Source organism: Mesorhizobium sp. M0815, from assembly GCF_040319995.1.
In the GTDB taxonomy this organism is placed as follows: domain Bacteria; phylum Pseudomonadota; class Alphaproteobacteria; order Rhizobiales; family Rhizobiaceae; genus Mesorhizobium.
Genome location: NZ_JAMYOU010000011.1, coordinates 55,492 through 72,269, shown reverse-complemented (window position 1 = coordinate 72,269; position 16,778 = coordinate 55,492). Strand labels below are relative to the sequence as shown.

15 protein-coding genes and 1 tRNA gene are annotated in these 16,778 nt (G+C 63.4%); 12 read left to right on the top strand and 4 right to left on the bottom strand.

Annotated features, from left to right (window positions below):
• Positions 1-348 precede the first annotated feature (348 nt).
• Together NKI01_RS14610 and NKI01_RS14605 are read left to right on the top strand one after the other, a co-directional pair.
• Complete coding sequence (locus NKI01_RS14610) at positions 349-1,323, top strand: alpha/beta fold hydrolase (protein WP_352963661.1); 975 nt, start codon at positions 349-351, stop codon at positions 1,321-1,323.
• Positions 1,324-1,467: 144 nt separating this feature from the next.
• The gene (locus tag NKI01_RS14605) at positions 1,468-1,926 is read left to right on the top strand and encodes a styrene oxide isomerase (protein ID WP_023719087.1); all 459 of its coding nucleotides are present in this window, start codon (positions 1,468-1,470) and stop codon (positions 1,924-1,926) included.
• A gap of 151 nt (positions 1,927-2,077) precedes the next feature.
• On the opposite strand, the gene hisN is transcribed toward NKI01_RS14605, so the two are convergent.
• A complete protein-coding gene (gene hisN, locus NKI01_RS14600; protein ID WP_352590560.1) occupies positions 2,078-2,851 on the bottom strand; it encodes a histidinol-phosphatase in 774 nt (257 codons plus the stop codon).
• A 349-nt stretch (positions 2,852-3,200) separates the two neighbouring features.
• On the bottom strand, positions 3,201-4,142 hold the full coding sequence (locus NKI01_RS14595; protein WP_023719085.1) for an N-formylglutamate amidohydrolase: 942 nt from the start codon (positions 4,140-4,142) through the stop codon (positions 3,201-3,203).
• 153 nt (positions 4,143-4,295) lie between these two features.
• Between NKI01_RS14595 and cpdR the strand changes: the two genes are divergently transcribed.
• Positions 4,296-4,658 carry a cell cycle two-component system response regulator CpdR gene (cpdR, locus tag NKI01_RS14590; RefSeq protein WP_006199474.1) on the top strand — a complete coding sequence of 121 codons (363 nt, stop codon included), beginning with the start codon at positions 4,296-4,298 and terminating at the stop codon, positions 4,656-4,658.
• Between the two features lie 104 nt (positions 4,659-4,762).
• Positions 4,763-4,837, top strand: a tRNA-Val gene (locus tag NKI01_RS14585).
• 92 nt (positions 4,838-4,929) lie between these two features.
• Here the strand turns inward: NKI01_RS14585 and fcl are convergent.
• Both fcl and NKI01_RS14575 read right to left on the bottom strand, forming a co-directional pair.
• On the bottom strand, positions 4,930-5,892 hold the full coding sequence (fcl, locus tag NKI01_RS14580) for a GDP-L-fucose synthase (protein WP_352481930.1): 963 nt from the start codon (positions 5,890-5,892) through the stop codon (positions 4,930-4,932).
• Between the two features lie 163 nt (positions 5,893-6,055).
• The gene (locus NKI01_RS14575) at positions 6,056-7,210 is read right to left on the bottom strand and encodes a dihydrodipicolinate synthase family protein (protein ID WP_023719064.1); all 1,155 of its coding nucleotides are present in this window, start codon (positions 7,208-7,210) and stop codon (positions 6,056-6,058) included.
• Positions 7,211-7,453: 243 nt separating this feature from the next.
• Here NKI01_RS14575 and NKI01_RS14570 point away from each other — a divergent pair, with 243 nt between their 5' ends.
• From NKI01_RS14570 to NKI01_RS14535, 8 genes are all read left to right on the top strand, one after another.
• The gene (locus NKI01_RS14570; protein WP_352481928.1) at positions 7,454-8,509 is read left to right on the top strand and encodes a LacI family DNA-binding transcriptional regulator; all 1,056 of its coding nucleotides are present in this window, start codon (positions 7,454-7,456) and stop codon (positions 8,507-8,509) included.
• Complete coding sequence (locus tag NKI01_RS14565) at positions 8,506-9,522, top strand: Gfo/Idh/MocA family protein (RefSeq protein ID WP_352918335.1); 1,017 nt, start codon at positions 8,506-8,508, stop codon at positions 9,520-9,522. The genes NKI01_RS14570 and NKI01_RS14565 overlap by 4 nt, the downstream gene beginning before the upstream one ends.
• Positions 9,519-11,120 (top strand): acyl CoA:acetate/3-ketoacid CoA transferase, encoded by a 1,602-nt coding sequence (locus tag NKI01_RS14560; RefSeq protein ID WP_352963658.1) that lies wholly within the window; start codon positions 9,519-9,521, stop codon positions 11,118-11,120. Before NKI01_RS14565 ends, NKI01_RS14560 begins: the two co-directional genes overlap by 4 nt.
• Entirely contained in the window at positions 11,113-11,889 is a 777-nt protein-coding gene (locus NKI01_RS14555; RefSeq protein WP_352494698.1) for an enoyl-CoA hydratase/isomerase family protein, read from the top strand. The genes NKI01_RS14560 and NKI01_RS14555 overlap by 8 nt, the downstream gene beginning before the upstream one ends.
• A gap of 15 nt (positions 11,890-11,904) precedes the next feature.
• Positions 11,905-13,416: an aldehyde dehydrogenase family protein gene (locus tag NKI01_RS14550; protein ID WP_023719059.1), complete on the top strand. Its 1,512-nt coding sequence runs from the start codon at positions 11,905-11,907 to the stop codon at positions 13,414-13,416.
• Positions 13,417-13,476: 60 nt separating this feature from the next.
• The gene (locus NKI01_RS14545; protein WP_031194023.1) at positions 13,477-14,730 is read left to right on the top strand and encodes an ABC transporter substrate-binding protein; all 1,254 of its coding nucleotides are present in this window, start codon (positions 13,477-13,479) and stop codon (positions 14,728-14,730) included.
• Positions 14,731-14,874: 144 nt separating this feature from the next.
• The gene (locus tag NKI01_RS14540; protein ID WP_023719058.1) at positions 14,875-15,834 is read left to right on the top strand and encodes a carbohydrate ABC transporter permease; all 960 of its coding nucleotides are present in this window, start codon (positions 14,875-14,877) and stop codon (positions 15,832-15,834) included.
• The gene (locus tag NKI01_RS14535; RefSeq protein WP_023719057.1) at positions 15,831-16,775 is read left to right on the top strand and encodes a carbohydrate ABC transporter permease; all 945 of its coding nucleotides are present in this window, start codon (positions 15,831-15,833) and stop codon (positions 16,773-16,775) included. The genes NKI01_RS14540 and NKI01_RS14535 overlap by 4 nt, the downstream gene beginning before the upstream one ends.
• Positions 16,776-16,778: the final 3 nt, after the last annotated feature.

The following is a 16,778-nucleotide window of genomic DNA, read 5'->3' as shown; positions in this document are numbered from 1 at the left end:
TTCAAGATTTGCCCGCGTCCGAACCGCATCGGCCCCTGATCACGTCCCGATGCCGATGAACGGCAGATGAACCGTGGCTTCGGCGAGCGTTCAGCCAGACGGCATTAAAACTGTTCTCGAGATCAGAAACAGGTCGCCTGAGAAGGCGACACGACGAGGCCGAACCGGGTGTAACGTCCCTTCCTCCCGGGTCGACAGAGGCCGGAAGCACGCCCTAGGCTGCTTCCGGCCTTACTTGTTCGCTGCCTGGGTCGACGTCCCCGGCGTCCCGAATTCCTTTGCTTTTGGCGCATGGGCGTTTATGCCTGACTTGCGCCCACGCCGTCACCGACGCCAAGCAAACACCGTATGACCGATCTGTTCCCCCAGCCCTCCCTGTTCTACGAAACGCCAGGCAATCCGCTGCCGGAAAACGCGGCCGGCGGCTTCTTCACCACGCGCGACGGCAAGAAGATCCGCTATGGGCTGTTTGCCGCGGTTGCCCGCCCGATGAAGGGCACCGTCGTCGTCCTGACCGGCCGCAACGAGTGCATCGAGAAGTATTTCGAGACCATTCGCAACCTTGCCGACCGGGGTTTTGGCGTGGCGACCCTCGACTGGCGCGGCCAAGGCGCTTCCGACCGGATGATCGGCGATCGCCAGCGCGGCTACGTCCGAAGCTTTTTCGACTATACCGGCGATCTCGAGCAGTTCTTCGAAGAGATCGTGCTGCCCGATTGCCGGGGACCCTACTACATACTGGCCCATTCGGCCGGGGCGGTAATTGCGCTGCTCGCCGCACCCTCAATGGCGAACCGCGTACGTCGCATGGTGCTGATCGCACCGTTCTTCACCGTGCCTGACCTCCCGGTTTCGGTAAAAACCGTTCGCGGCATCTGTTCGCTGTTCTGCCTTCTCGGCCTTGGCCGGCTCTATGCCGCATGGGGGCCGCGGCCGAAGGAATCGGTGCCCTTCGCCATAAACAAGCTGACCAGCGACCCGGAACGCTATCGACGCAACACGCTGATCTACGAAACCTATCCGCAGCTGGCGCTCGGCGGACCGACGATCTGCTGGCTGAAGGCGGCCACGGAGGCGTCCTTGATCGTCAGCGACCGGGATTTCATGGCCAAGGTCCAGGTGCCATTGCTGATGATCGCCGCCGGCGCCGACCAGGTCGTCTCGACCAGGGCAGTCGAAGCCTATGCAAGACGTCTGCGCGTCGGCTCGCTAGTGATGATCGACGGCGCTCGCCACGAGATCCTGCAGGAAGCCGACCTCTATCGCGAGCAACTGCTTGCGGCATTCGATGCTTTCATCCCAGGAACCGGCGACGCTGTTTGACCGCTTCGCCGGCGCCCGGCAACAAAGCCTGCGCGGGTTGCTTGCCCGGCGCAGCTTGCCCCTTATTCCCGTTCAGGCATCGAGCGCTAGGTAGCGGCCAAAGAGATTGGCGGCAATTCGGCAGAGACCGGGAGAAAAACGACCATGAACGCATCGAACACGCTGTCACGTCAGGGGCATCGGCTACTGCAGATTGGCGTCGCGCTGCTGCTGTTTTCGTCATTCGAAGGGTTTGCAATACCCTACCTCGCCGCACCGCGGCTCGGACTGTCCGCGCACACGCTCAGCGCCCTGGAGGGCGTTCTTTTGCTGGCGCTAGGCCTCACATGGTCTAGGCTCAATCTCGGCGCGGCGATGTCGCGGATTGCGTTCTGGCTGCTGATCTATTCGGCTTTGGCGATCCTGGCCGCCTACGTGATCGCCAGCGCCTGGGGGGCCGGCAACGAGACAATGCCGTTGGCGGCCGGAGCCTTCCACGGAAGTGCCTTTCAGGAAACAGTCATCAAAGGCGTGGCGTATTCATCTGCGCCGACCGGCCTCATCTCTTTCGTGCTCATTTTGTGGGGCCTGCGTCTCTCGGACGCTTGGCCTGCCGATAGCTAATGCATGTCCCGCAAAAGTGCGCAGCGGTTTTGCGATAACGACATCCAAACGAGCGCGTCTCCCATGAGTCGATTCAAACCCGACGCGCTTTAGAACCGTACCACGGTTTCCGTCGGATTTGCGCAAAACAGACGCTTGGGTATACGGATCCTCAGCCGCGCAGCGCCGCCATCGCTGCTGCGTGCAGCTCCGGCGTCGCCGCCGCCAGGATGTCGCCGCCCTTTTCCGCCGGTCCGCCCTCGAAAGTGGTGACGACGCCGCCTGCCTTCTCGATGATCGGGATAAGCGCAACGATGTCGTAGGGCTTCAATCCCGGATCGGCGACGATATCGACGCTGCCTGCCGCCACCATGGCGAAGGCATAGCAGTCGGTGCCGTAGCGGGCGAGCTGGACCTGTTGCTCGAACAAGTCGTAGCGCAAGCGCGCGTCTCCCTTGAACAGCGCCGGCGTGGTGGTGAACAGCGTCGCCTCGGCGAGGTTCGTGGTCTTGCGCGTCGTGAGTCTTCGCGGGCCGCCCGGGCCCTCATAATGCGAGCCGGAGGCATTGGCGTAGAACAGCTCGCCGGTGAAGGGCTGCGACATCATGCCGGCGACGGCATCGCCGTCGACCGTCAGCCCGACCAGCGTGCCCCATACCGGCAGGCCGGAAATAAAGGCGCGTGTGCCATCGATCGGATCGATCACCCAGACATGCCGGCTGGAGATGTTTTCGCTGCCATGTTCCTCGCCGAGAATTCCGTGATCGGGGTATTGCGCGTTGATCAGCGCCCGGATGGCGCGCTCGGCCTCACGGTCGGCCTCGGTGACCGGGTCGAAGCTGCCGTGCTCCTTGTTGGCGACCGCGCCCTGATTGCGGAAGCGCGGCAAGGTCTCGGCTGCGGCGGCACGCGCAATGCGCCGCATGAACTCGATGCTGATGTCCAACTGATTCTCCCGCTCCAGCATGTTTGAGATGCCGGTTTGCCTACGGATTTGTGCCGAAACAAGGGCGTTTTGTACCGAAACAAGGGCATTCGGAGCCTTTCGCACGACGCCAACTGTTGCTCGAATGCAACGCAGTCATCATGGAAATGCAATTTCCACTTCACAGTGAATTAAAAAAGCCGGAACGTGCCTTGACATTTGTGCAGCGCACAATACGTTTGTTCTCGGACAGGGGTTCCTGTCCATGCCCTCCTTGGGCGTTTCCTCCCTAGACTTCGACCGTGTCGTGCAAACGATGCGGTCTTTTTTTACGCTGCCGCATGAGCGGCGAGTGCCGCGATTCCGGCCGCTATTCGGCGGCCAGCGGCAGATCGACGAAATGATGATCCGGCATTGCCATCAGTTCGGCCGAAAACCGCGCCAGGTCGTCGGCCAGGGCGTCGAAACCAGCTGATCTCTGGAACGTCCGCTCATTCATGTAGAGCCCGCGATTGACCTCGATCTGCAGCGCATGCAGATGGCGCACCGGGCGGCCATAGTGCTCCGTGATGAAGCCTCCGGCATAGGGCTTGTTGTGGGCGACGCTGTAGCCCATGCCGGTGAGCAGGCCGATCGCCGTCTCGGTCAACGCCGCCGCGGCGGAGATGCCGAACCGGTCGCCGACGATGAAATCCGGCCGCAATCCGCTGTCGCCAACTCTTATGCTTGCCGGCATCGAGTGGCAGTCTATTAGTACGGCATAACCGAAGCGCGCATGGGTTCTGGTCAAAAGCCGTTTCAGCGTCTCGTGATAGGGTTTGTAGACCGCTTCGATGCGCGCCACGGCTTCGGCCAGCGGCAAGCGGCCGGAATAGATGTCGAGCCCCTCTCCCACCAGCTTGGGCACGGTACCGAGCCCGCCGGCCACCCGCGCCGAGCGGATGTTGCAGAAGGACGGCACCGGTTCGGCGAACATGCGAGGGTCGAGTTCCCACGGCTCCCGGTTGACGTCGAGATAGGCGCGCGGGAAGTTTGCCGCCAGCATCGGCGCCCCGAGCGCGACGGCACCGCCGAACAATTCCTCGACATAGCAGTCCTCGGAGCGGCGGATGGCGTTGCGGTCCAGCTTGGCCATCGCCATGAACCGGTCCGGATAGTAGCGGCCGCTATGCGGCGAGTTGAAGAGGAAGGGAACGCGCTGTTCGGCGCCCGATCGGATTTCGAAGGGTGGAACGACCGAAAAATCCTCGGCTGCCGTTTTCAATTTGAACGAACCCGGAAATACCAATGCATCATGACAGGAAAGTGCCACCTCGCCGCCCGCATGTCCAGCCGCCGAAGCGCTAGCCAAATCAGCATTGTGCGCCCAACGTTCACTTGATGTTTACCGTCACCTCCTCATATACAGCATGGTTAACGGGCTTGCCGCACGGCATTGTCGGTTGGGTGATTCGGACGGGACAAGATGGCACGCATTCTGCTGGCGGAAGACGACGACGACATGCGCCGGTTCCTCGTCAAGGCGCTGGAGCGCGCCGGCTATCAGGTCAGCGATTTCGACAATGGCGCCAGCGCCTATGAGCGGCTGCGCGAGGAACCTTTTTCGCTGCTTTTGACCGACATAGTCATGCCGGAGATGGATGGCATCGAACTCGCCCGCCGCGCCACCGAGATCGACCCCGACCTCAAGGTGATGTTCATAACCGGCTTTGCCGCCGTCGCGCTGAACCCCGATTCGAAGGCGCCGAAAGACGCCAAGGTGCTGTCGAAGCCGTTCCACCTGCGCGACCTCGTCAACGAAGTCGAAAAGATGCTGCAGGCCGCCTGACGCGCTTTTTGTCCCGTCCTGACCGGCCCGGCAAGCCAGCCATTCTTTCCCTTTTCCCGCTATTGACGTGCAGAACCAAAAATGGTGTATGCGCGGCTTCGGATGGGCGTGTAGCTCAGCGGGAGAGCACTGCATTGACATTGCAGGGGTCACAGGTTCAATCCCTGTCACGCCCACCATCCAGACAATCCCTCAATCGGCCGTCGGTGTTTTCATCGGCTGACGTTCTCGGCCTGATCCGATCCTGACGCCGAGCTCGCCAATACCGACCTCAGGCCGCGCCGAGGCGAAGATCGCCAGTCTCGACGTGCTCCAGAAACCACGCATAGGTCTGTTCCAATCCGCTGCGCAGCGAGTAGCGCGGGCGCCAGCCGGTGGCGAACAGGCGCGATACGTCCATCAGCTTGCGCGGCGTGCCGTCCGGCTTTGTTGGATCGAATGTGATCGTGGCATCGGCGCCGGCGACCGACACGATGGTGCGGGCAAGGTCGGCAATGGTGATGTCTTCCCCAGAGCCGACATTGATGTGGCTGTCGCCGGCATAATTCTTCAACAGCCAGACCAGGGCGTCGGCGGCGTCGTCGACATGCAGGAATTCGCGCATCGGCGTGCCCGATCCCCACACCTCCAGGCTCTTGCGGCCGGCGCGCCTGGCCTCGTGCGCCTTGCGCATCAGAGCGGGCACGACATGGCTGGAATTGAGGTCGAAATTGTCGCCCGGGCCGTAGAGATTGGTCGGCATCGCCGAGATGTAGTCGACACCGTATTGGCGCCGGTAGGCCTGGCACAGTTTCAGTCCGGCGATCTTGGCGATCGCATACCATTCGTTGGTGGGTTCGAGCGGGCCGCTCAGCAAGGCGTCCTCGGAGATCGGCTGCGCCGCGAATTTGGGATAGATGCAGGATGAACCGAGAAACAGCAGCTTCTGCACCTCGTTACGGAAGGCGCTGTCGATGACATTGTTCTGCATGACGAGGTTGTCCTGCAGAAAATCGACCGGAAGCCTGTCGTTGGCCAGGATACCGCCGACCTTGGCCGCTGCCATCACCACTGCATCCGGCTTGCGGTCGGCCATCCAGCGCCGCACCCCGGCCTGGTCGAGAAGATCGAGCTCGGCGCGCGAGGCGGTCAGGACCTCGCAATCCTCGTCGGCCAATCTGCGCAGGATGGCCGAGCCGACCATGCCGCGATGCCCGGCGACAAAAACGCGCTTGCCCTGAAGGTCGAAGGTCATCAACTCACCCCAATACAGAACGGCAGCTTTGCCAGTGGCCGGCGGAGCGCCGGATCGGCTTCTCTGTTGCCGGACGCATACCGCATACAGATTTATCCAGACAAGCCAAATCGCAAAACCGCCCAAACCAGGCGTTTGGATCAGACGCTGTAACGTCTAGCGATCAGACACCCGCTACTGCGCAGAGGCTTGTCATTCTGGCGATGGCGAGTTCCGGCTCGGCCAGCAACCCCGCCTGATCGGCAAGGCGAAAGACATCGGCATAGTGACGGATGCCGCGCGCCGATTGCATGCCGCCGATCATCGAAAAGTGCTCCTGATGGCCGTTAAGCCATGCCATGAAAACGATGCCGGCCTTGTAATATTCGGTCGGCGCCTCGAAGATCTTGCGCGACAGCGGCACTGTCGGGACCATCAGCGCGTCATAGCCGGCGCGGTCGCCGTCGGCCAGCTTTGCCAGCGCCGCATTGGCGACGGGCGCGATGGCATCGAAAATGCCGAGCAGCGCGTGCGAATGCCTGTCGCCGTCGCCGGCGATCAGCTCGGGGTAGTTGAAGTCGTCGCCAGTGAACATCACCACGCCCTCGGGCAGCCGGTCCCTGAGCGCGATCTCCTTGCCGGCATCGAGCAGCGATATCTTTATGCCTTCGACCTTGCCGGCATGGCGTTCGATGATCGCGATCACCGTCTCGAGCGCAGTTTCGAAATCGCTGCTGCCCCAGTAGCCTTTCAGCGCCGGGTCGAACATATCGCCCAGCCAGTGCAGGATGACCTTGCCGGAGGACTGGGACAGGATGCGGTCGTAGACACTGACATAATCGTCGGGCCCTTTGGCGACCGCCGCCAGTGCACGGCTGGCCATCATGATCGCCTTGCCGCCAAGTCCTTCGATGAAGCCGAGCTGCTCTTCATAGGCCGCGATGACATCGGCGAGCGTGCTCGCGGCGCCCGGCGCCAGATGGTCGGTGCCGGCGCCCGACGCGAGATCGGCGCCGTCGACGCTGCGCGCCTCGGCGATCGAGCGGCGGATTAATTCCCTGGCATTTGCCCAGTCGAAACCCATGCCGCGCTGCGAGGTGTCCATCGCTTCGGCGACGCGGAAGCCGAGCCGCCAAAGGTGACGGCGAAACGCCATCGTCTTGTCCCAGTCGACTGCCGGCCGGGACCACGGATCGGTCATCGCCACAGGATCGGCGACCACATGGGCGGCGGCATAGGCGATGCGCGAGAACCGCGCGCCGGCCGCAGGCTGCACCGGCTGGCCGACAAGCCGGTAGCGGATGCGGCCGCCGCCTTCCCCTGGCAAGGTGATGTCCATGGCTCTCTCCCTTCCCAGCGCCTATTAAATGGAACGTTCCAGTAAATCAAGATGCTTTGCCGCTCCGCCGTGCGCCGGTCGAATTGCGGCAGCGCAACAGCAGAAAGCCATACACTCCTTCGCAATTGGGCGCCATGAGCCGCATTTTCACGGATTCGCAAAAACGCGATTGACTCAAATCCATAGGAGGGATTAGATCGTTCCAATAAATCGCATAAGAAACCATCGGGAGGATAGATCTGGATGGCCAGCCGGGCCAAGGCAACGATACTCGACATAGCCCGTGAGGCGGGCGTGTCCAAATCGACGGTTTCGCTGGTGCTGCAAGGCAGCGGGCTGATCCGGCCTGAAACTGCGCTCAAGGTGCGCAAGGCGATCGAGGATGTCGGCTATGTCTACAACCGCGGCGCCGCCAATCTGCGCAAGGCCCATTCCAACGTCATCGGCATGGTCATCAACGATCTTACCAATCCGTTTTTCGCCGAGATGGCGGTCGGCATGGAGCGCGTCTTCCAGTCGGCTGGCATCGTGCCTTTCATCGCCAACACGGCGGAGAGCCCGGTGCGCCAGGAAGAGGTGCTGAAATCGCTGATGGAGCAAGGGGTCGCCGGGCTCGTCGTGTCGCCGGCGCGCGGCACCGCGCCTGGCGCCTTCCGCCGGCTTGAGACCGCGGGCGTTCCGGTCGTCTTCGTCATGCGCCGGCTTCCTGAAAGCCGCATTCCGGTGATCGCGCCCGACAACCATCGCGGCGCCTATCTTGCCACCGCCCATCTGATCGGCAAGGGGCATCGCCGGCTGGCCTTCTTCGGCGGCTCGCCCGATCTTGTCGTCTATCACGAGCGGCTGGGCGGCTTTCGCGAGGCCTGTGAAGCGCTCGGCATCGCACCGGCCGACAGGCTGGTCTTCGAGGGCGAAACCAGCCGCAAGGGCGGCATTGCCTGCCTGGAAACCGCGCTCGCCATGGCCGCGCCGCCGACCGCGGCGCTTTGCTTCAACGATGCGGTCGCCTTCGGCGTCTTGCTGGCCCTGCGCAAGCGCGGCCTGGAACCCGGCGCGGATTTTGCCGTCGTCGGTTTCGACGACGTGGCCGAGGCCGAACACTACATGCCGGCGCTGACCAGCGTCGCGGTGAACACCGCCGGTCTCGGCGAGCGCGCCGCCCATGTCGTGCTGAAGATGATCCAATCGCGCACCACGCGCGCCGAGGATCATATCGGCGCCGTCAACCTCGTGGTCAGGGAAAGCTGCGGCCCCGATCGCAAGGGACATAGCTGCGCAGGAATGGGAGACGCGGCATGACCGTCAGTTGGGGGCTGATCGGCGCCAGCACGATCGCAAGACAGTTCATGATCGGCGCCATCCGCGCGCAGCCGGACGGCGAGATCGCCGCAGTGATGAGCTCCAGCCCGGGGCGCGCCGCCACCTATGCCAGCGAAAACCGCATTCCGGCGGCGGTCTCGGCGCTTGATGAATTGCTCAGCTCCGACATCGACGCCGTTTACATCTCGACCACCAACGAATTGCATCTCGAACAGGCATTCGCCGCTATCGAGGCGGGAAAGCATGTGCTTTGCGAAAAACCACTGGCGCTGACCAGCGCCGACGCCCGCAAGATGGTCGCGGCGGCCAGGGCCGCCGGCGTCGTGCTCGGCACCAATCACCATTTGCGCAATGCCGGCTCGCATCGGGCGATGCGCGCAGCGATCGCTGCCGGCCGCATCGGCAGGCCGATCGCCGCGCGCGTCTTCCACTCTGTCTATCTTCCGGAAAACCTGCAGGGCTGGCGCATCACCAGGCCGGACGCCGGCGGCGGCGTGGTGCTCGACATCACCGTCCACGATGCCGATACGCTGCGGTTCGTGCTTGGCGACGATCCAGTCGGGATCTCGGCCTTCACACAATCGGCCGGCATGGCCGCCGGCGGGCTGGAAGACGGCGCCATGTGCCTCTGGCGCTTCGCATCGGGCGTCATCGCCCAGTCGCATGAGGGCTTCACCACCAAGTTCGCCGGGACCGGCTTCGAGGTGCATGGCACCGAAGGCTCGCTGATCGGCAGGGACGTGATGACGCAGAAGCCAGTCGGCTCTGTGTTGCTGCGAACGGCACAGGGCGAGGAGGAATTGAGCTTCGATCGCGAAGACCTCTATGCCCGTTCGCTGCGCCAATTCCACGCGGCGATCCGCGGCGAGGGCCAGCCTTCCGCCACCGGCGAGGACGGCGTCTGGTCGCTGACCGCGGCCGAAGCGGCATTGCAGTCGGCCAGGTCCGGCAAGGCCGTTGCCATCGACCCGAAGCTCGGGAGCGCTGGGTGAGCAAGCTCGTCTCCGCGGCTGAGGCTGCCGGCCTGATCAGGGATGGCATGGTCGTTTCCGTGTCGTCGTCGAGCGGCCTCGGCTGTCCGGACGCGGTGCTGGCCGCCATCGGCGAGCGCTTCGACGCGGATGGGCATCCCAAGGATATCACGACGCTGCACCCGATCGCCGCCGGCGACATGTACGGCATCAAGGGCATTGATCATCTCGCCAAGCCCGGCTTGTTGAAGCGCACTTTGTGCGGCTCCTATCCATCCGGGCCGTCCTCGTCCGAACCGCCGCAGATCTGGAAGATGATCGGCGACAATTCGGTCGCCGCCTATAACGTGCCGTCCGGCATCCTGTTCGACATGCATCGCGAGGCCGCCGCCAAGCGCCCCGGGGTGCTGACCAAGGTCGGGCTCGACACCTTCGCCGACCCGCGCCACCAAGGCTGCGCCATGAATGCCGCCGCCAGCGAGCCGATCGTTTCCGTGCAGCAGTTCGATGGCGAGGAGTGGCTCTATTTCCGCTCGATCGTGCCGCAGGTCGCGATCATCCGCGCCACCACCGCCGACGAGCGCGGCAACCTCACCTATGAGCATGAAGGCGCCTATCTCGGCGGCCTCGAACAGGCGCTGGCCGCTCGCAACAATGGCGGCATCGTCATCGCGCAGGTCAAGCGCGTCGTCGAGAACGGCACGCTGAAGCCGCACGATGTGCGTGTGCCCGGCGTGCTGGTCGATCATATCGTGGTGGCGCCCGACCAGTTGCAGACGACGCTGACGCCCTACGATCCGGCCATCTCCGGCGAGATCTTCCGGCCACTGTCGAGCTTTCGCAACGCTGAAATGAACGTCCAGAAGGTCATTGCCCGCCGCGTCGCCATGGAGCTTGCCGACGGCATGGTCGTCAATATCGGCTTCGGCATCTCGGCCAATGTGCCGCGCATCCTGCTCGAGGAAGGCCAGCACGGCAAGGTCACCTGGGTCATCGAACAGGGCGCGGTTGGCGGCGTGCCGCTGCTCGACTTCAAGTTCGGCTGCTCGTCGAACGCCGACGCTTTCATGCCCTCGCCGCACCAGTTCATCTATTTTCAGGCTGGCGGCTTCGACGCCTCGCTGCTGTCCTTCCTGCAGATCGACCGCCACGGCTCTGTCAATGTCTCGAAGCTTTCGGCGCGGCCGCATGTCACCGCCGGCGCCGGCGGCTTCGTCGACATCACCGCGCGGGCGAAGAAGATCGTCTTTTCCGGTTTCTTCAATGCCGGTGCCAAACTCTCATTGGCCGATGGCGGCATCCGCATCGACCAGGAGGGCAAGGTCAAGAAAGTCGTCGGCGAGGTCGAGCACATCTCCTTCTCGGGCAAGCGTGCCGTCGCCCAAGGGCAGGACATCACCTACATCACCGAGCGCTGCGTGATGAAGCTGACGCCGGCAGGGCTGATGGTCACCGAGCTGGCGCCGGGCATCGACCTTGAACGCGATGTGCTGGCGCAGGCCGAGATCCCGCTTGCTGTCGCCAACGACCTCAAAGTGACGCCGGACGCGCTCTACCACGACCGACCGATCGGCCTGTTGCTTAATAGCGGCGCCTCGCTTGGGGGCGCACATGGCTGAGCGTCTAGTAACCTTTGAAACTGACGGCGCCATCGGCATTGTCACGCTGCGCCGGCCGGAGAAATTCAACGCGCTCGACATTCCGATGCTGCGGGCGCTGGAAGCAGCACTCGACGAGGCCGAGGCGGCGGATGGCGTCCGCGTCGTGCTGGTCTGCGGCGAAGGCAAGGGCTTTTGCGCCGGCGGCGATGTCGAAGCATGGGCAGAAATGAGCGCTGTCGACTTCCAGGTGCAATGGGTGCGCCACGGCCACCGCGTCTTCGACCGGCTGGCGCGGCTGCGGCAGCCGACGATCGCCGTGCTTGCCGGCCATGCGCTGGGCGGTGGGCTGGAACTGGCAGCTGCATGCGACTTTCGCGTGGCAGAAACACAGGTGAAGCTGGGCTTCCCCGAGACCTCGATCGGCGTCGTTCCCGGCTGGTCCGGCACACAGCGCGCCGTGCGCCGGTTCGGTGCACAGGCGGTGCGGCGGATGGCGCTTGGCGGCGAGGTGTTTCTGGCAACCGATGCGATGGCGTTGGGGATTGTCGACCGGGCGGTCGAGACCGGCAAGGCGTTCGCGGACGCCAAGGCCTGGGCCGGCAAGATCGCCGAGCGCGGGCCACTGGCAACCGAAGCCGCCAAGCTGATGATTGCCATCGCCGAAGGCGAAGAGAGTGCCGCCGCGACCGAAGCGCTGGCCAGCGGCTTCATTGCGCTGACAAGCGATCTCAGGGCCGGCGTCGAGGCTTTCAAAGCCAAGCAGAAGCCGGCGTTCTCAAGATCTTAGGAACCTGAAACTCACATGAACGCGCCTCTTAACATCACTATGCCCGCCGAGGCAGCCGCAGCGCCGAAAAGCTACCGGCTGCTGATCGACGGCAAGTTCGTCGATGCCCAGGACGGCCGCACGCTGGAGCGCAGCAGCCCCGGCCACGGCTTCACCGTTTCGCGCTATGCGCAAGCCGGCGCGGCGGACGTCGAGGCGGCGGTACAGGCCGCGCACAAGGCCTTCGAGACCGGCCCGTGGCCGCGCATGAAAGCCGCCGAGCGCGCCGCGATCCTGCTCAAGACGGCTGGCCTGATCGAGGCGCGACTGGACGAGATTGCCCGGCTCGACGCGCTGGAATCCGGCAAGCCGATTGCCCAGGCGCGCGGCGAGATCGGCGGCGCCATCGACATCTGGCGCTATGCTGCGGCACTCGCCCGCACGCTTCACGGCGAAAGCTACGCCAATCTCGGCGATGCCATGCTCGGTGTCGTGCTGCGCGAACCGATCGGCGTCGTCTCGATCATCACGCCGTGGAATTTCCCGTTCCTTATCGTCAGCCAGAAACTGCCCTTCGCGCTCGCCGCCGGCTGCACGGCGGTGGTCAAGCCGAGCGAGATGACCTCGGCCTCGACCTTCGTGCTCGGCGAGATCCTGATGCAGGCCGGCTTGCCCGATGGCGTCGTCAACATCCTTGCCGGGCTGGGCGCCGATGTCGGCGCACCGATGGTCAGCCATCCGCTGGTCGAAATGGTGTCGTTCACCGGCTCCACCCGCGTCGGCAAGATGACCATGGCGTCTGCCGCCAACTCGCTGAAGAAAGTCTCGATGGAGCTCGGCGGCAAGAACGGCCAGATCGTCTTTCCCGACGCCGACCTCGAGGCCGCCGCCGACGCGGCGGTATTCGGCGGCTTCTTCAATGCCGGCGAATGTTGCAATGCCGGCAGCCGGCTGATCGTCCATGAGGCGATCGCCGACGAGTTCCTCGGCGCCGTCAAAGCCCTCACCGCCAAGGTGGTTGTCGGCGACCCGCTCGACGACCGCACCAAGGTTGGCGCGATGATCTCCGCCGACCATGTGGCCAAGGTCACCGGCTACGTGACGGCAGCGGAAAACGACGGCAGCCGGATTTATACTGGCGGCAAGCAACTTGCTTCCAGCGCCGGCCAGTATCTCGACCCGACCATCATTCGCGACGTCACCGAAGACATGGCCATTGCGCGCGAGGAAGTGTTCGGTCCGGTGCTCTCGGTGCTGACTTTTGAATCGATTGAAAGGGCGTTGCACATCGCCAACAACACGCCCTATGGTCTGTCGGCGGGCGTGTGGAGCGCCAGCATCGATACGTGCATGTCGGTGGCGCGGAATGTGCGTTCGGGAACCGTTTGGATGAACACGTTCATGGAGGGTTACCCCGAACTGCCTTTCGGCGGCTACAAGCAGTCCGGTTTGGGACGCGAACTCGGCAAGCGCGCCGTCGAGGATTATACCGAGGAAAAGACAATCCAGTTTCATCGCGGCCAGCGCACCGGATGGTGGGTCGGCTGAGTTGGGAAGAACCCGGTGGCCATCCGCCGGTCGTTGTAAGTTCAACAAGGGAGGAAGTACATGTTGCGCAAACTGCTTATCGGGACGGCACTCGCGTCGGGCGTTGCGTTCGCGGCCCATGCCGAGGACGTCAAGGAAGTCCAGATGCTGCATTGGTGGACGTCGGGCGGCGAAGCTGCCGCTCTGAACGTGCTCAAGCAGGATCTGGCCAAGGAAGGCTTTGCCTGGAAGGACGTGCCGGTGGCCGGCGGCGGCGGCGACGCCGCCATGACCGCGCTGAAGGCGATGGTGGCGGCCGGCAACTACCCGACCGCCTCGCAGATGCTTGGCTATACCGTGCTCGACTACGCCGCAGCCGGCGTCATGGGCGACCTGACCGAGACGGCGATAAAGGAAGGCTGGGACAAGTCCGTTCCCGCGGCCCTGCAGAAATTCTCGGTCTATGACGGCAAGTGGGTCGCGGCCCCGGTCAACGTCCACTCGGTCAACTGGCTGTGGATCAACAAGGCGGTGATGGACAAGATCGGCGGCACCGAGCCCAAGACCTTCGACGACTTCATCGCGCTGCTCGACAAAGCCAAGGCGGCGGGCGTCATCCCGCTCGCGCTGGGCGGCCAGAATTGGCAGGAAGCCACCATGTTCGACTCGGTCGTGCTGTCGACCGGCGGGCCCGAGTTCTACAAGAAGGCCTTCAACGACCTCGACGAGGAGTCGCTGAAGTCCGACACGATGAAGAAGTCGTTCGACAATCTCGCCAAGCTCGTCACCTATGTCGACCCGAACTTCTCGGGCCGGGACTGGAACCTCGCCACCGCCATGGTCATCAAGGGCGATGCGTTGGTGCAGGTGATGGGTGACTGGGCCAAGGGCGAATTCAACGCCGCCAAGAAGGTCCCCGGCACCGACTTCCTGTGCTACCGCTTCCCCGGCACCGATGGCAGCGTCGTCTACAACTCCGACATGTTCGGCATGTTCAACGTTCCGGAGGACCGCAAGGCCGCCCAGATCGCCTTGGCCACCGCCACTCTGTCGAAGAGCTTCCAGTCGGCCTTCAACGTCGTCAAGGGCTCTGTTCCGGCCCGCACCGACGTGCCGGACACCGATTTCGACGCTTGCGGCAAGAAGGGCATGGCCGATTTGAAGGCCGCCAATGAAGGCGGCACGCTGTTCGGTTCGCTGGCGCAAGGCTATGGCGCGCCTCCGGCGGTTGCCAACGCCTACAAGGATGTCGTCTCGAAGTTCGTGCACGGCCAGATCAAGACCTCGGACGAGGCCGTGACCCAACTGGTCAGCGCGATCGAAGACGCCAAGTAAGGCACCGCCGATGTGAATGATCTCCCCGGCGCAAGCCGGGGAGATTTCCCTGCGGCGAGGTTTTGCGGTTGCGCCGACCGGCACGCTTTCGTGCCGCAGAGCCCGCGACAGCCGAATTCCGGACCCGCCATACGGAATGGACAGATGAGTACAGTTGCTGAAACCAGTATCACGCTGACGCCGGAGCACGATGCCCGTCCGGGCGCCTCTGTGCGCTCGCGCCTTCAGGACGCGCTGCCGAAGCTCGTGCTAGCGCCAAGCTTTGCCGCCTCCGTCGTCTTCGTCTACGGCTTCATCCTGTGGACGATCTATCTGTCCTTCACCAACTCCAAGACCTTTCCCTCCTACGCCATCACCGGGCCACGCGCCTATCAGCGGCTATGGCGCTGGACCTTCGAAAGCGATCCGCCGTCCAGCTGGTACACGTCGATCACCAATATGGGGATTTTCGGCTTCCTCTATATTTCCATCTGCTTGGCACTCGGCCTGTTCCTGGCGATCCTGCTTGATCAGAAGATCCGCGGCGAAGGCATGTTGCGGCCGATCTATCTCTACCCCATGGCACTGTCCTTCATCGTCACCGGCGTTGCCTGGAAATGGTTTCTCGACCCCGGCCTCGGCCTCGAGCAGACGTTGCACCAGTGGGGCTGGACGAGCTTCCATTTCGACTGGATCAAGAACAAGGATTTCGTCATCTACACGGTGGTCATCGCCGGCGTCTGGCAGGCTTCGGGCTTTATCATGGCGATGTTCCTGGCCGGCCTGCGCGGGATCGACGGCGAGATCATGAAGGCGGCGCAGATCGACGGCGCCACCACCTTCCAGCTCTACCGCCGCATCGTCATTCCGCTGCTGCGGCCGATCTTCCTTTCGGCGTTGATCGTGCTCGCGCATCTCGCCATCAAGTCCTACGATCTGGTCGTCGCGCTGACCAGCGGCGGGCCGGGCGGCTCGGCTTGGCTGCCGTCGAACTTCATGTATGAGTACACCTTCAAGCGCAACGAAATGGCCGTCGGCTCGGCCAGCGCCGTGATCATGCTGATGACCATCACCGCGATCATCGTTCCCTATCTCTATTCCGAGCTCCGGGAGAAGCCGCGATGAGCGCCGTGGCCACTCCTGCTCGCCAGAACACTGGCGGTATCCGCGCCAGGACGGTCAACCGCATCGTCATCTACGGGCTGCTGGCGCTGTTCGCGCTGTTCTACCTGATGCCGCTATTCGTCATGCTGGTGACCTCGTTCAAGACCATGGACGAAATCCAGAACGGCAACATGCTGGCGCTGCCGCAAGCGCCGACTTTCGCACCCTGGATAAGGGCGTGGAGCGAGGTCTGCTCGGGTCTCACCTGCGTCGGCATGAAGGGTTATTTCTGGAACTCGATCAAGATGGTGGTTCCAGCGGTCGTCATCTCGACCCTGCTCGGCGCGCTCAACGGCTATGTGCTGACGAAGTGGCGCTTTCGCGGGGCGACGCTGGTGTTCGGGCTGATGCTGTTTGCCTGCTTCATCCCGTTCCAATCGGTTCTCTTGCCGATGGCAACGATCCTCGGCAGCTTCGGCCGGTTCGGCGTCAAACTGCAGAACGCGACCGGCCTCACCTTCGGCTTCGGCAATCCGACGGTGAACCTGGTGTTCGTCCACGTCGTCTACGGCATCGGCTTCACCACCCTGTTCTTCCGCAATTACTACGAAGCGTTTCCGAATGAATTGGTGAAGGCGGCGCAGATCGACGGCGCCAGCTTCTTCCAGATCTTCCGGCGCATCATGCTGCCCAACTCGCTGCCGATCATCGTGGTGACGGTGATCTACCAGTTCACCAATATCTGGAACGACTTCCTCTTTGCCTCCGCCTATGCCGGCTCCGGCGACGTGATGCCGATGACCGTGGCGCTGAACAACGTCGTCAACACCTCGACCGGCGTCGTCGAATACAACGTCAACATGGCGGCGGCGATGATCGCCGCGCTGCCGACGCTCCTCGTCTATGTGCTCGCCGGCCGCTATTTCGTGCGCGGCCTGATGGCCGGCGCCGTCAAAGGATAATCG

Bases quoted from the DNA above. Each gene is read 5' to 3' on its own strand.
- NKI01_RS14535 (WP_023719057.1), top strand. From the start codon at position 15,831: ATGAGCGCCGTGGCCACTCCTGCTCGCCAGAACACTGGCGGTATCCGC.
- NKI01_RS14540 (WP_023719058.1), top strand. From the start codon at position 14,875: ATGAGTACAGTTGCTGAAACCAGTATCACGCTGACGCCGGAGCACGAT.
- NKI01_RS14550 (WP_023719059.1), top strand. From the start codon at position 11,905: ATGAACGCGCCTCTTAACATCACTATGCCCGCCGAGGCAGCCGCAGCG.
- NKI01_RS14555 (WP_352494698.1), top strand. From the start codon at position 11,113: ATGGCTGAGCGTCTAGTAACCTTTGAAACTGACGGCGCCATCGGCATT.
- NKI01_RS14605 (WP_023719087.1), top strand. From the start codon at position 1,468: ATGAACGCATCGAACACGCTGTCACGTCAGGGGCATCGGCTACTGCAG.
- NKI01_RS14575 (WP_023719064.1), bottom strand. From the start codon at position 7,210: ATGGACATCACCTTGCCAGGGGAAGGCGGCGGCCGCATCCGCTACCGG.
- NKI01_RS14610 (WP_352963661.1), top strand. From the start codon at position 349: ATGACCGATCTGTTCCCCCAGCCCTCCCTGTTCTACGAAACGCCAGGC.
- NKI01_RS14565 (WP_352918335.1), top strand. From the start codon at position 8,506: ATGACCGTCAGTTGGGGGCTGATCGGCGCCAGCACGATCGCAAGACAG.
- fcl (WP_352481930.1), bottom strand. From the start codon at position 5,892: ATGACCTTCGACCTTCAGGGCAAGCGCGTTTTTGTCGCCGGGCATCGC.
- cpdR (WP_006199474.1), top strand. From the start codon at position 4,296: ATGGCACGCATTCTGCTGGCGGAAGACGACGACGACATGCGCCGGTTC.
- NKI01_RS14570 (WP_352481928.1), top strand. From the start codon at position 7,454: ATGGCCAGCCGGGCCAAGGCAACGATACTCGACATAGCCCGTGAGGCG.
- NKI01_RS14545 (WP_031194023.1), top strand. From the start codon at position 13,477: ATGTTGCGCAAACTGCTTATCGGGACGGCACTCGCGTCGGGCGTTGCG.